The sequence below is a fragment of the Mesorhizobium sp. M0496 genome, from assembly GCF_040321205.1.
Classification (GTDB): domain Bacteria; phylum Pseudomonadota; class Alphaproteobacteria; order Rhizobiales; family Rhizobiaceae; genus Mesorhizobium.
Genome location: NZ_JAMYRC010000007.1, coordinates 61557 through 74748, shown reverse-complemented (window position 1 = coordinate 74748; position 13192 = coordinate 61557). Strand labels below are relative to the sequence as shown.

The following is a 13192-nucleotide window of genomic DNA, read 5'->3' as shown; positions in this document are numbered from 1 at the left end:
TGTCTCGGCGGAGGAGCGCTGCCAGCAGTGAGTTAGCGACCAACGCCAACTGTCTGAAAACGTACCCAACGAGGCAGCGTCGTCGCCGGCCGCGCTCTTGCCAAGCTGAAGCGGTCAAGGCCGGCCAACCGGACAGGGACGAAAACGGCCCCTTTCAATTCCTGTTGGCCGGCTTGGAGCGCATGCGCGATACCGTCTCGCGCTCGGCGCGCTTGGAGCGCAACGGCGGCAGGCCGCGGTCGATCAGGTCCATGTCCTCCAGCACCATGTCGCCCATCCGCTTGAAGGCGACGTCGAGCGCGCCGGCGCGGTGGGCGGAGCGCAGGAAGCCGGGCAGAGCACGCACAGGATGGTCCTGCGCCAGCGGTTCTTCGGGGAAGACGTCGCTGGCGGCGACGATGTGGCCGCTCTTCACCGCCGCCATCAGGGCGGAAAAATCGACGACGCCGGCGCGGCTGAGCAGGATGAAGGCGGCGCCTTTTCGCATGCTGGCAAAGGCCTCGGCGCCCAAAAACCCCTGGTTCTCGCTGGTCACCGAGGCGACGACGAAGACGAAGTCGCTGGTCGACAGCACGTCATCGAGCGAGGCCGGCTCGACGCCATTGTCGATGAGGATCGAGGGCGGCAGCCAGGGATCGAAGACTTTGGTTCGGGTGCGGAAGCCCGACAGCAGCCGGTTCAGCGCGCGACCGAGATCGCCGAAGCCGATGATGCCGACATCGGCGCCGGACAAGAGCCGCGCCGTCGAATTGCCGTCGCCGCCCCACAATTCCCTGCCTTGCCGGAAGGCGAGGTCGGCGTCGACGATGTCGCGGGCGAGATTGAGCGCCATGGCAAGGCCAAGCTCGGCCACCGGCTCGGCGAACACCAGGCCGGTGGTGACGACATGGATGCCGCGCGCGAACAGCGTCTCGTAAGGCATGTTGTTGATCAAATTGGTCTCGACGTTGAAGACGCAGCGCAGCGCCGTCATCCGTGCCAGCGTTTCGGGCGATATTGGCGGCTGGCCAACGATGTAGCGGGCCTGTGCCAGCACATCGGCCGGCAGTTTCGCAACGCCGTCGGCGGTGGTCTCGACGATGCGGTATTTCGCCTTGAAGCGAGCCAGTTGCAGCGGCGTGAAGATGAGGTCGAGCGTGCGTGGTTCCGGCGCGCTGATGACCAGCGGCAAATCCTTGTTCGGCATGACGGTTTCCTCCCGGCGCGATCCTGATCGCCCTTTCTCGGGGGCAAATTACCTTGGATTAAACGATTTACAACAAAGAAAAATCGATTTACGCATTCTCCAGCGGACGACAAAAGCTGACGTTCGCACCTCGGGAGGAGGAACAATGGCGCATAGGCAGGATCAGCAGCGGCGTCCGTCGATTCACGACGTGGCAAGCCGTGCCGGCGTGTCGGCCGCCACCGTCTCCAAGGTGATGGCCGGCGTCACCACGGTGAAGCCCGAGAATGCGCAGCGTGTCTTCGACGCCGTCGAGCTGTTGGGCTACCGCGTCGATCCGCTGGCCTCCGACATGCGCAGGGCCAGGCGCCGCATTATCGGCGCCATCATGCCCGAGTTCGAAAGCGAGTTCTTCGGCCAGATGGTCACCCAGCTCGAGAGCCTCGCCGAGCAGCGCGGCTACACGCTGGTGGCGGCATCGAGCCGCGAATCCGAGACGCGCGAAACGGAGATCCTGGCCCGCATGCATGACTGGCGGGTGGCCGGCGTGGTGCTGGCGCCGGTGCGCAACGAGCACGGCCCGGCGGCCGCATTCATGAAGGCCAACGGCATGACCGGCGTGCTGATCGACCGCGTGCTGTCCGACGACGCCTTCGACACCGTATCGGCCGACAGTGCTTCCGCGAGCGCCGAGGTGGCGCGCGAACTGATCGGCAAGGGCCACCGCCATATCCTGGTCGTCGGCCTTGGCGAACAGGCGGCGACAGTACGTGCCCGCCTCGATGGTTTTCGCGCCACCGCACGGGCGCTGGCACCGGATGTGCGCATCGACGTTGTGCTTGCCGAAACCGATGTCGAGCCGCTCAGGGCGCAGTTGCGCGACTATTTTGCAAAGGGAGAGCGCCCGACGGCGGTCTATTCGCTGTTCCTCAAGGGCACGCTGGTGGCGCTGTCCGAATTCCGCCGACGTGGCTGGCACTGCCCCAACGACATTTCGCTGGTCGGCTTCGACGATGCCGAATGGATGCAGGTGACATGGCCGGCCATCGCCGCCGTGGTGCAGCCGGTGCGCCAGATCGCCGGCCATGCCATGGAAGCGCTGTTTGCCAGGATTGAAGGCGGGGAGGGACCGCCGATCGCGCGGCTCGAGCCTTGCCGGGTCTTGATGCGGGAATCCGTTGGCTCGCCAATCTTGTCATAGCCAAACCCAACATGAACGAAGTCGTCTGCCGCATCGTCGTCGTCGGCGGCGGCGACACCAGCGCCGCGGCGGTGACCGAACAGAGAGGCTGGAGCCGATGAATATCCTTGGATTGCACACTTTCGCCATTGCCCCTGTCTGGAACCTCGACCTGATCGAGCCGTGGATGGAGCGGTTGAAGGGGCTCGGCGTCGGTCTGCTGGAAATCCCGCTGCTGCGCCCCGAGGAGATCGACACCAGGCGCACGCGCGCCTTCGCCGAACGCTGGGGTGTCGCGCTTATCCCGTCGCTCGGACTGCCGGCTTCACTCGATGTGGTGGCGCGGCCGGACGAGGCGCTGGCTTTCCTCGAACCGGCCTTCAGCGTATGCGAGGCGGTGGGCAGCGAGGCGCTCGGCGGCGTCACCTATGGCACGATCGGCAAGACTTCCGGACGCGCGCCGACGGCCGAGGAAATCGACGGCATGTGCCGCTTCCTCGCGCGCGCCGCCAAGGCAGCCAAGGCGCATGGGCTGAAGCTCGGCATCGAACCGTGCAACCGCTACGAGACGCATCTGATCAATCGCGGCATCGATGCGGCCAAAGTCATCGAGCGCGTCGGCGCGGACAACATCTTCATCCATCTCGACACCTACCACATGCATATCGAGGAGGAGAGTTTTGAGGCCGGCTTCCGCGCCGCCGCACCCTATCTCGGCTACGTCCATGTCTCCGAGGCCAATCGCGGCGTGCCGGGGCGCGGCATGCTCAACTGGGGGGCCTGCATGAAGGCGATATCAGACATCGGCTACACCGGCGCCATCACCCTGGAAAGCATGAACCATGTCGATGTCGACATTGCCGGCGGGTTGGCCGTGTGGCGGCCGGTGGCGGACAATCCGGACGATGTCATTGGCGTCGGCCTGCCGTTCCTGCGCGAGGAGGCGAGGAAGGCGGGGCTGACGCTGGGGTGAGGTCGGCTGCGATCTTCGCCTCGAGGATGATTTGCGCTCAGCGCCACGAGGCCTCGGCATGGCGCCCTCAATACAGGCCTCGCGATCGGCTTTCCACGTGGGGAACGGACTTCGGTCTTGTTCGTTGAAGTGGCAATTCGCCGATCGAACTCGGCGGGTGGGTTCAGCAGAACAAAGGAGAGAGTCATGGCCAGCGAACCCGACCGCGATCCACTGCACCATACCCAGAAGATGCAGGCACGCCTGCAGGACACCATAGATCATCTTCGCGAGGACATCGGCAAGGTGGACGAGCCCCAGTTCAAGGCGATGTTCGAAACTGCGGCAGAAGTCCTCGGCGGCCTGAAAAAGGCCTTCAGTGACTATGAACAAAAGAATGAGGCCGCCTGGCGCTGACTCCTGCTGGATGCTGCCGGGCGTCGCATGTCGTTCAAAAGTGGTCCCGATTTTGGGAGAACGACATGCACGAAATCAAGACCACAAGCGCGTGGCTGAATCCATTCAAACGCGACGCGCTTTAGGTCGGGACGTCATCTAAAGCGTGTCGCGTTTGAACGGATTCAGGCGACCCGCTTTAGCTCATTGTTTTTATGCATGTCGTTCTCCCAAAACCGAGGACACTTTTGGGCGATATGCATTAGCCACGCCTTTCGGGAATCGCCCCGGGCGCCTGTCGCCGTCCCAGATGCCGCATCTTGCGGCTGATGATCATCAGCTGGCGCGCCGTGTTGTTGCGCAGGCGCCGCACGCGCCATTCCAGCCTGGGGTCGGCGGTGATCGACTTGGCATAGTAGCTCACACGCATGCCGTCCGCATCGGTAGCCACCTTGACCGGGTCGTCATAGAAGGCGTTGATCTTGTCAGCCGCCATGCCTGGTGTTTCGAGCCAGCGCGGAATGTGAATCGAGTGGAGCTGATCGACATCGGTCATCACCCGCCCGATGCCGACGCCCGGCGTCGGACACGTCGTGCAGAAAGCGTCGCCGATGAAGACGACCCCGTCGCGGCGATGGCCTTGCGTCGTGTTCAGGCTGATCTGCCTGACCTCGACAGGACTTGCGACTTCGAAGTTGCCACATAGCGCTGATATCTCGGGCATCAGTTCGCAAAGCATCTTCTGCGGATCCTGGCGAAACGCCCTCGTCCACGGTTCGGCCACGGTGCGATAGACGAACATGTTCGCCCGCATCTTGTTGCCGAGAGGAAAGATGCTGATGTAGGCGACACGGTCCGCGGCCCGTCTGCCGTAGCAGGTAGCGGATTGATAGGCGAATTCACGCGGCGAGATGGCGAGGTCAAATCCCATCGACAGCGAATGCGCCTTCGATTGTTCGACACGCTCGACCCCGACGGCGCGCCGCACCGCTTCGCCGTGGCCGGTTGCCACCACGAGCAGGCGGGCATTGATCACGGAGCCGTCGGCTAGCACAAGCCGCTGTCGGTCCGGTCCGGTCGAGACCTCCGTCACCTTGCCGACCGTCAGCGGCACTTGCGGCGGCAAGGCGTCGCGCAGGCCATTGATCAGCGCGCCATAGGAAAATGTGAATTCCGACTTCTTCTCGTGCGCGAACAATTGGCCGAGGCGGAAGACATGGGTGTCGGTTGTCGAGGTGACGAGACGCTTGACAGTCGCATCGAGGCCGAGCTTTTCAAACAGCAGCATCTGATCCATGCCGATCTTCTCGGCGCGGAACTCGTCGTGATGGACGCGGTGCGGATCGATCAGCGCCACCTTGCGCCCGGCTTTTCCCAACACCGTTGCCAAGGTGGTGCCGGCCATTCCCGCGCCGACGATCGCCACGTCGATTTCGGTTTGGCCAGCCTCTGCGATACTCATCTTACTGCCCTTTCTGGTGGTGTCTTCCTGCACCACAATCTGTGGTAGAAAATATCTTCCGGGCCCAAATCAACCTCAAGCAACCGGAACGTGCGTCTGGTAGTAACCAATGTTTAGGTTAATCGCGGACCCGTCGTTTCCAGCGCGGTGCGATTGCCGAGCCGTCGATGAACTCAAAACCGCCTGCCTCGTTGAGTGTGTGAAGTTTGCGCCCATTCCATAGCGCGCCTGGATTTAAGACGGTTTCAACGACTTGCTCCATGCCGATCAAATCGAGGTGAGAAATGCGTGCAATGCCGAGAGCCGCGCCATAGCTCCTGCGGCAGTCCTGCACCGGGCGCAGCAGGTCGTTGCCGCGCTTGACCATGCGGCCCGCCGGCCGCGCCGAGGCGATATCGATCAGCACGGGATTGTTCGGATGCGGCGTCCAGGGGCCGCGAAAATCCGGCGCCGACCACAGATGCAGCGCGTCGGAGAAGGCACCGCCGCCGTCCCGGACAGTGGCGAACATCCACCATGCGCCGCCATGTTCGACCAGGGTGGCGTCGCTTGCGACGACGCCGGACAGAAGCGTCGCCTCCTTGACCCATCCGCCGGGAAAGGCGGTGGCCCGGTAGAGATCGACCGTGCCGTTGGCGCAGCTTTCCGGGACCATCCAGACCTCGCCGTCACGCTCGAAGACGAAGGGGTAGGAGAGATGGTAGGGCAGGTCCAGCACCGGCTCGGGGCGGCCGAGCGGGCCTGCCGGACCGAAGGGTACGGCGGAGATGATGGCCCGGCCGAGCCGGTGGATATAGTCCTCGACGAACAGGGTTAGCTGGCCTTGATACAGGATCGGGAACGGATCGGCGTAGAATCGGCTGCCGTCGTCCGGCAGTCCTTGCCAGCCCGATGCCGGATGCGCGCGCAGGTCGAACAGATCGCGGCCCCCGGTTTGCCGCCAGCCGACCTTCCAGTGCGGCGCGTTGTAGCAAAGATGGTAGATCTTCTGGACGATCCGCCGCGCCAGAGCCTTGCCGGCTCTTACGCCAAGCTTGCCGGCCGAGGGCATTGGCGGCGGGCTACCTGCTTGCGCCGGCTCGGGCAGATCAGGCACGGCCTTGGCAGCCCCCGACATCGCCGCGACGATCAGGCTGGCAGTGCGCGACAGCATGTCCTGGAAGGACGCGAGCGCGATGCCGCCATATTCGGTTCCCAGGCGCCCGGCGGCAATCGCAATGCCGTTTTCCTCGATGCGGGCCAGCGGTGTGCGGCCGGCGAGGATCAAGGCCAGCAAGGCCGCTTCGCCGCTGGCGTCATCATAGGTGACGCGCCAGACCCGCGTGCCTTCGATCCTGACATCGCCGCAGAGGTCGACCACCAGATCGGGTGAAGCGGGTGGCTGCGTCCGGTAGGGAGCGAGCGTCGAAAGCGGCACACGCGTCGCCAGCCCATCATGGGACAGCCCGTGTATCGCCGTTTCGAGTTGAAACAGGGCCGCGGCGCTGCGCGGGATGCCGCCGCCCGCGGGCCTGATATCGACGGACAGCTGCATATCGCCAAGCGTGGCGAGGCGATCCAACAGCGCGATATGGAAGGCACGGACGCAATCGCCGTCCAGGCGCAGGCTTATCCACATGTTGGAGACCCGAAAAGGCAGTGTCCGGCCCTGCCGGCCAGACCTGTCCGGTCAAATTGTAGCCCCATCTGAATCCGTCTCCCTCGCCGCGCCGTCGACACCTCGGTATGTATATTTTTAAGCAAACCGCATGCCAAAATTCACATGACCTCTCAACATAATTAACAATCTTTTAACAGTTGGAGGAATAGCTAGGTTAGCGCCGCAATCTGATCTTGCCGGCTGATGGAATATTGTCGGAGGCAGCCATGCAATCGTCCCTGCCCATGGTTCCTCAGCAACACTCTCCGGATGCGGGATCAGCGAGATCATACGCGGCCTCGACCGTCGAACTGGGCGATCTGAAGCGCATCCTGGTGCGCCGCCGGTTCTGGATCTTCGGCACCGTCGCGCTGTTGACGCTGGTCACCTTGCTCTACGGCCTTTTCACGCCCGCGCTCTACAGCTCGGCGGCGGAAATCCTCATCGATCCGCAGGACCTGCAGGTGGTCACCAACGACGTCAATCCCAGCCGTATCTCACCCGACGGCGGCATCACGCAGGTCGAGAGCCAGGTCAGCGTGGTCCAGTCGACAGGCGTGCTGATGAGGGCGATCACGGCGACAAACCTGACGCAGGATCCGGAATTCAACGGGCAGGGCCTGCTGTCGCGCCTGCTCGGCTCGGGGTCGGCCGAAGGCGACAGGTCGGCGCAGACGCTCGACGCGCTACGCCGACGCCTGGCGGTGAAGCGGGCCGACAAGGTCCTGGTCCTCGACGTCATCGTCACCGCCAAGAGCGCCGACAAGGCCGCCCTTCTGGCCAACGCCATCGCGCAGGCCTATCTGGTCGACCAGGCGAGCGCGCGCGCGCAAATGGCCAAGGACGCTTCCGTAGCCATCACCGCGCGGCTGGACGAACAGCGCAAGCGCGTCCAGCAAGCCGAAAACGCCGTCGAGGCCTACAAGTCGGCCAACAACATGGTAATGGCGGCAGGCAATCTGGTCAGCGACCAGGAACTGACCGAGATCAACACGCAGCTTTCAGCGGCACAGAGCCGCACCGCTGCGCTGAAGGCGCAGGTCGACCAGATGCGCCGGCAGAGCGGTACGGCGGACGCCACCTCGGAAGCGATGCGCTCGGCGGTGATCTCCAGCCTGCGGGCACAAGAGGCGACGCTGGTCGACCAGGTCTCGCAGCTCGGCACGGAACTGGGGCCGCGTCATCCGTCGCTGATCGCAGCCCAGCAGCAGCTGCGCGACACGCGTCAGCTCATCGCGCGCGAACTCGGCCGCATCGCCACCGCCACCGAGACCGACTACGAAAGGGCGCTGGCCAACCAGCAGGCGCTGGAAGCCAAGGTCGCGGGCATGAAGAGCAAGTCGCTCGACACCGACCAGGCCTCCGTGCGGCTGCGCGAACTGCAGCGCGATCTCGAGGCGGTTCGCTCCGTCTACGCGAATTATCTCCAGCGGGCCCAGGAGACGCGCGAGCAGATCAATGTCGACAGCACCAATGCGCGCATCATCTCCAACGCCATGCCGGCCCTGAAGAAGAGCTGGCCGCCTTTGTCGCTGCTGCTTGTCGGCGCGATCTTCGGCGGGCTGGGGCTCGGCACCGGCCTGGCGCTGATCGCCGAATATGCCTCGCCGACGGTGCTTTCCAGCGCCCAGATGCAGTCGGCCATCGAAGCGCCGGTGCTGGGCGTGGTGCCGGCAAGGTCAGGCACTGGCCGCCGCTGGTGGCCGTTCGGCGGGAGTGCGGCCGCCGTGGCCAGCCAGAAGACCGACGCCGTCGTCGGCCTTGCGCTGAGGCGCATGTTCAGTTCGGGCCAGCGACCGCCGGACTGGCCGCTGGTGCCATCCATCCTGGTGACATCGTCGCCGGGCGAGGGCGCGCAGCGCAGCCGGGTGGCGCGGCTGCTGGCCAATACCGCGGCGTCCAGGGGCAGCCGTGTGCTGTTCATCGATGCCAATGGCGGCGGCAGTCAGAAGGAGGCGCAGCCGGGAATCCTCGACGTGCTGCGCGGCGAATACGCGTTTGAAGCCGTCAGCCACTACGCGGCCGGCAGCAATGTCGCCCTGCTGGGTAGAGGCCGCTCAAAGGCGGTCTTCCAGGAAGCGCATGGCATCTACTTCGCGCAGCACATGCTGGCCCAGGCCAGCCGGAGCTTCGAGCTTGTCGTCATCGACGGCGGCGCGCTGGCCGACAATCTCAATGCTTCGCCGCTGGTTGCGATGGTCGACGAGATCGTGCTGGTCGCCACGTTGAACGCCACACCGATGCGCGACGTCACCGCGACGTCGCAAGCCGTCTCCGTCATGGGGCGGCTGCCGACAGGCGCCTTGCTGGTCGACGAGGCGGCCTGACATGGCCGTCCCTTGGGCCACCAGCTGGAGCGCAAGCGCTTCGAACTACGGTGCTGCCGCACCCCGCGCCGGCACGTCGGTCGATGCGCTGACGCGTTTCGGACTGATCACGGCGGTGGCGGTGCTGTTCAGCGTCTCGGGCGGTATGCTGTGGCTGGTGGGCTACAATTACGACGGCCTGTTCGGCAACCCGGCGACCAAGATACATCCGTCCACCTATCTCATCGTGCTCTTGCTTGCCTGGCGCTCCTGCACATCAGGCAACCCAGTCGGCTACCTCGTCCATGTCGCCGACAGGCGGCCGGCCAGCGCGCTGATGGCCGCCATCTCGATCGTGCTTCTGTTCGTCGTAATCGCCAGGCAGCGTCCCGGCATGGCCGGCATGATCGATACGTTCATGGCCGCGGCACTTGTGGTGCTGATGCTCAGCGAGGATGACGAACGGACATTCGTCGGGTTGCAGACCGTCATTCACCTGGTCATGACGGCGAATGCGTTGCTTGCCCTTTTCGAGTTCGCCACCAAGACGCTGATTTTCCCCTATCGCCTCGACGGCGTGGCGTTTACCACCGATCTGCGCTCAAGCGCGCTGCAGGGGCATCCGCTTGCCAATGCCATGGTGACAGCGATCTACGTGCTTGCGCTGCTCTCCGGTGCCAGATCCCTGTCTATGCCTGTGCGGATAGGGTTGATCGGCCTGCAATGCGCGGCACTCGTCGCCTTCGGCGGCCGCACGGCTATGGTGACGACGATCGTGCTCGGAGGCTTCTATCTGCTTTTTCAGGGTATCACTAATTTGCGCCGGGGCCGCGTCAACCTGCTGGGTGCAGCACTGGGCTTCATGCTTGCCGCGCTGTTGCCGGTCGTCGTCGTCGTGGCGGCATATTATGGCTTTTTCGACGCGCTTCTGGAGCGCTTCGTGTCGGACAGCGGCAGCGCCAATGCCCGCGTCGAGATGTTCGAACTCTTCAAGTACCTGGAATGGCGCGATCTGATCGTTGGGCCGGATGTCGACCTGGTCGACAGCCTGCGCCGCATCAACGGTCTCGAACAAGGCATCGAGAACCCGATCATCCGCACGATCGTCTACCAGGGCGCCTTCTTCACCCTTTTGCTGACGTTTGGCTTCGTGCTGTTCTTGTTTGAGGTGGCGCGGCGCTGCCATCCCGGCATCTGGCTGCCGATGTTGGGCTGGATCATCCTGATCAACACCTCGGAAAGCGTCGCGTCGAAGACGACGCTGCTGACCAAATTCGTGGTCCTGGCGCTGGTGCTCTACCGGCCGGCGCGGGCGGCGGTGCAACGAAGGCCGCAGTCGGCGCAAACGTAGCGCTATACGGCAGATGCCGGGATGGCGGGTGCCTATTCCGGCATAATCAGGCCAAGCGCCTCGATCATCGCCGGGTCCAGCGCCCGCGTGGTGTCGTCCATCATGCCCATGCCGTCGAAGAGATCCCAGAACGCCCAGGGGAAGCCGAACGTCTCGGCGCTTTGCCTGACATCGGCGATGTAGCGCGCGCGGTCCGGGTTGGGCGCGGCGACATAGCGGGCGTCGGTTCGCAGGGCGCCGAACTCGCCCATGATGATGCGTTCCGGCGCAAGGCCGTGGCCATCGACCCAGGCGCGAACCTCGGCAAGATATTTGTCGACAAACCAGCGGTCGGGCTTGGCGTCGAAATAGACTTTCAGCACGCGTTCGGTTTCGGCATAGGCGGCCTGCCTGGCGTCTTCAGGGGTTTCGGTATCCTGCGCCATGCGCGCCCTGACCGACGCCAGCGTCTGTTCCAACGAACCGGCGGATGCCGGCCACGGCACGTTGTTGAGCGACCGGTAGACGGGCTCGCGCATCCACGGCGCGCCCTGATGGCTGAACAGATAGGGCTCGTAGAAATGGAAGGTGAACAGGATCGGCTCGAACGGCGACAGCGGCGCCGGATCGAGCGCGGTCAGTCCGCTCACCATCGAGCCGCAGCCGCCGGTGACGACCAGCGGCAAGGTTGCGGCCGACGCCCTTGCCGCGGTCAGAAGTGAAAGCTGGATCTGCGACCAGACGTTCGATTCGCAGGCCTGCGCCGGCTCGTTGACCGGCTCGAGCGCTATCCTGCCGGGCTGGAAGCGCTCCAGCCTGCCGGCAAGCTCGCCGACCAGCCCGCGATAAAGATCGAAGGCGGGTGCGGCGGTGCTGGAGACCATGCGATCGGGGTTCCAGTAATGGGTGGCGCCATTTGCCTGGACGTTGACGATGATGCCAAGACCGGCATCGAGCGTTGTGGTGACGGCGGCGTCCAGCATGTCCAGCAACTGGCCGCGCGTCTTGGCGTCGGCGGCCAGGAAGGGGCCGGGATCGACGGGCAGGCGAATGAAATCGAGCCCGGTCCTGCGCAGCCGACCGAGGTCGTCCGGTGTGGGAACCGGCCGTTGCGACTGGAAGGGCGGCCAGTCATAGTCGGTGCGTGGCGCGGGAAATTCGCGCGTCAGCGAGAACCACGGCCAGGCGTTGACGCCGCGCCGAAACTGCGGCCCAGCGGCGCGGGCGATTGGTGCGATCGAGAGGGGGCCAAGGGCGGCGGCCGCCGTGGACAGCGCGGTCCGCAGCACCCGACGGCGCGACCAGCCTGTCATGCGGTGCCGGCTGATGCGCGACTGATTGCGACCGTCTCGGCGGCGGTCACGCCGAGCAAGCGATAGGCTTCATTTTCATAGGCAAGCAGGACATCTTCCCAGCGGAAGGCCTCGCGGGCGCGCGCCCTGGCGGCAACGCCGCAGGTCCTGACCAGGTCATCGTCGTCCAGCGCCAGCTGCATCCGCTCGGCGCAGCTGTTCTTGTCGGTGAAGTAGATCGCTGCCGCACCGGCGGTCCATCTGTTGTAGGGATTGTCGTGGGCAATCACCATGTTGCCGGCTGCCAGCGCTTCGACCAGTGACGGGTTGGTTCCGCCCACCGTGTGGCCATGCAGATAGGCGCGGGCGTGGAAGCGCAGTGCCTTCACCGTCGCCTGGTCGTAAATGGCGCCTGGCAGGACCACCGAGCCGTTCGCCGCCTTGCGGATGGCGGCATGATACGGAATGTCGTCGGACAGCGTTCCCAGCACCACCAGCTTCATGTCGCGCTTGGTGGAGCAAAAGGCTTCGACGATCGGTAGGATGTTGTTGTCGGGTTCGATGCGCGCGATCGAGATCAGATAGCGCCCGGGCTCGAGGCCGAGCGCCCGGACCGACGCTTCCGGTGCCGATGTCACCGGATCGGCGCCATAGGCGATGGTGGCGATGGCGCTGCGCGGCCGGCGTGTCGCCAGATGATCTGCGATAGCGGGATGATCGGCCACCAGCCGATGCGAGGCCCAGGCGCCGATCCATTCGTTGAGCCAGAACCAGGTGCGCGCCGCCATCCCCCATTTGGGGCGCCGCCATTCGATGCCGTCCATATTGGTGAAGATCTTGCGCCGCTTCAGCCTGAGCCAGGTCAGGAAGACCGCGCCGTTGTAGCCGAGCACGAGACAGACGCCCTGCCGCCTGGCGGCGTCGCGGACGCATTGCCAGTCGAATTCCAGTGTCGCGCGCGGCCCTTTGGAGGCAACCTGGATGTGAATGAGTTCTATGCCGCGCCAGGTTTCGCTACGCACCCGCTGGTCGATCCGCTCGACCTCATCCTGGCAATAGACGGCGACCTTCCAGCCTCGCCCGACAAGAAACAGCGCCAGTCTTTCGGCAAAGGTTTCAAAGCCGCCATGGGCTGCGGGTATGCCGCGGGTCCCCAGGATCAGAATGGCGGGCGTCTCTGGTTTCATGGCTGGCGGCACTTTCAGGTGTCTATATATTAGCGATTACTGAATTTTTAGGAAACAGATGGCAACTTCCATGCCATCTTCCTGTTTCAGCATTCTTGGGGAGCGATCATCGCGCGGGGTTGTAAAAAAACGGTGTTGAACCCGGTGGTTGTTTCATTCTCGGTCAACCCTTCTGTGCGTAGCTGTATCGAAACGAAGCAGTGCCAAGGTCGTGCGGCGGGTAGTCGGCCTACTGAATCCGGCATGACTCTTGCGGCAAGGCCTCTGCACATTATCGCCCGGC

The 13192-nt window shown here is 64.3% G+C and carries 10 protein-coding genes; 5 read left to right on the top strand and 5 right to left on the bottom strand.

Going from position 1 to position 13192, the window contains the following annotated elements; translation table 11 throughout:
- Positions 1 to 154: 154 nt before the first annotated feature.
- Positions 155 to 1186, bottom strand: coding sequence for a hydroxyacid dehydrogenase (locus NKI73_RS09285; protein ID WP_352628769.1), 1032 nt, complete (start codon positions 1184 to 1186; stop codon positions 155 to 157).
- Positions 1187 to 1331: 145 nt separating this feature from the next.
- Here NKI73_RS09285 and NKI73_RS09280 point away from each other — a divergent pair, with 145 nt between their 5' ends.
- The 3 genes from NKI73_RS09280 to NKI73_RS09270 all read left to right on the top strand — a co-directional run bounded on the left by NKI73_RS09280 (position 1332) and on the right by NKI73_RS09270 (position 3714).
- On the top strand, positions 1332 to 2366 hold the full coding sequence (locus tag NKI73_RS09280; protein WP_352628767.1) for a LacI family DNA-binding transcriptional regulator: 1035 nt from the start codon (positions 1332 to 1334) through the stop codon (positions 2364 to 2366).
- Positions 2367 to 2463: 97 nt separating this feature from the next.
- Complete coding sequence (locus tag NKI73_RS09275; RefSeq protein WP_352628766.1) at positions 2464 to 3318, top strand: sugar phosphate isomerase/epimerase family protein; 855 nt, start codon at positions 2464 to 2466, stop codon at positions 3316 to 3318.
- Between the two features lie 186 nt (positions 3319 to 3504).
- Positions 3505 to 3714 (top strand): hypothetical protein, encoded by a 210-nt coding sequence (locus NKI73_RS09270; protein WP_352628765.1) that lies wholly within the window; start codon positions 3505 to 3507, stop codon positions 3712 to 3714.
- Between the two features lie 241 nt (positions 3715 to 3955).
- Here NKI73_RS09270 and NKI73_RS09265 read toward each other — a convergent pair whose 3' ends face one another.
- Both NKI73_RS09265 and NKI73_RS09260 read right to left on the bottom strand, forming a co-directional pair.
- Positions 3956 to 5155 (bottom strand): FAD-dependent oxidoreductase, encoded by a 1200-nt coding sequence (locus NKI73_RS09265; protein WP_352628764.1) that lies wholly within the window; start codon positions 5153 to 5155, stop codon positions 3956 to 3958.
- 118 nt (positions 5156 to 5273) lie between these two features.
- Entirely contained in the window at positions 5274 to 6773 is a 1500-nt protein-coding gene (locus NKI73_RS09260) for a glucosamine inositolphosphorylceramide transferase family protein (RefSeq protein ID WP_352628763.1), read from the bottom strand.
- 248 nt (positions 6774 to 7021) lie between these two features.
- Here NKI73_RS09260 and NKI73_RS09255 point away from each other — a divergent pair, with 248 nt between their 5' ends.
- Both NKI73_RS09255 and NKI73_RS09250 read left to right on the top strand, forming a co-directional pair.
- Positions 7022 to 9121 carry a GumC family protein gene (locus NKI73_RS09255; RefSeq protein WP_352628761.1) on the top strand — a complete coding sequence of 700 codons (2100 nt, stop codon included), beginning with the start codon at positions 7022 to 7024 and terminating at the stop codon, positions 9119 to 9121.
- A gap of 1 nt (position 9122) precedes the next feature.
- Positions 9123 to 10451: a VpsF family polysaccharide biosynthesis protein gene (locus NKI73_RS09250; RefSeq protein WP_352628759.1), complete on the top strand. Its 1329-nt coding sequence runs from the start codon at positions 9123 to 9125 to the stop codon at positions 10449 to 10451.
- Between the two features lie 32 nt (positions 10452 to 10483).
- On the opposite strand, the gene NKI73_RS09245 is transcribed toward NKI73_RS09250, so the two are convergent.
- Together NKI73_RS09245 and NKI73_RS09240 are read right to left on the bottom strand one after the other, a co-directional pair.
- Entirely contained in the window at positions 10484 to 11743 is a 1260-nt protein-coding gene (locus NKI73_RS09245; RefSeq protein WP_352628757.1) for a glycoside hydrolase family 5 protein, read from the bottom strand.
- Positions 11740 to 12909, bottom strand: coding sequence for a glycosyltransferase (locus NKI73_RS09240; RefSeq protein WP_352628755.1), 1170 nt, complete (start codon positions 12907 to 12909; stop codon positions 11740 to 11742). Before NKI73_RS09240 ends, NKI73_RS09245 begins: the two co-directional genes overlap by 4 nt.
- Between the last annotated feature and the right edge of the window lie 283 nt (positions 12910 to 13192).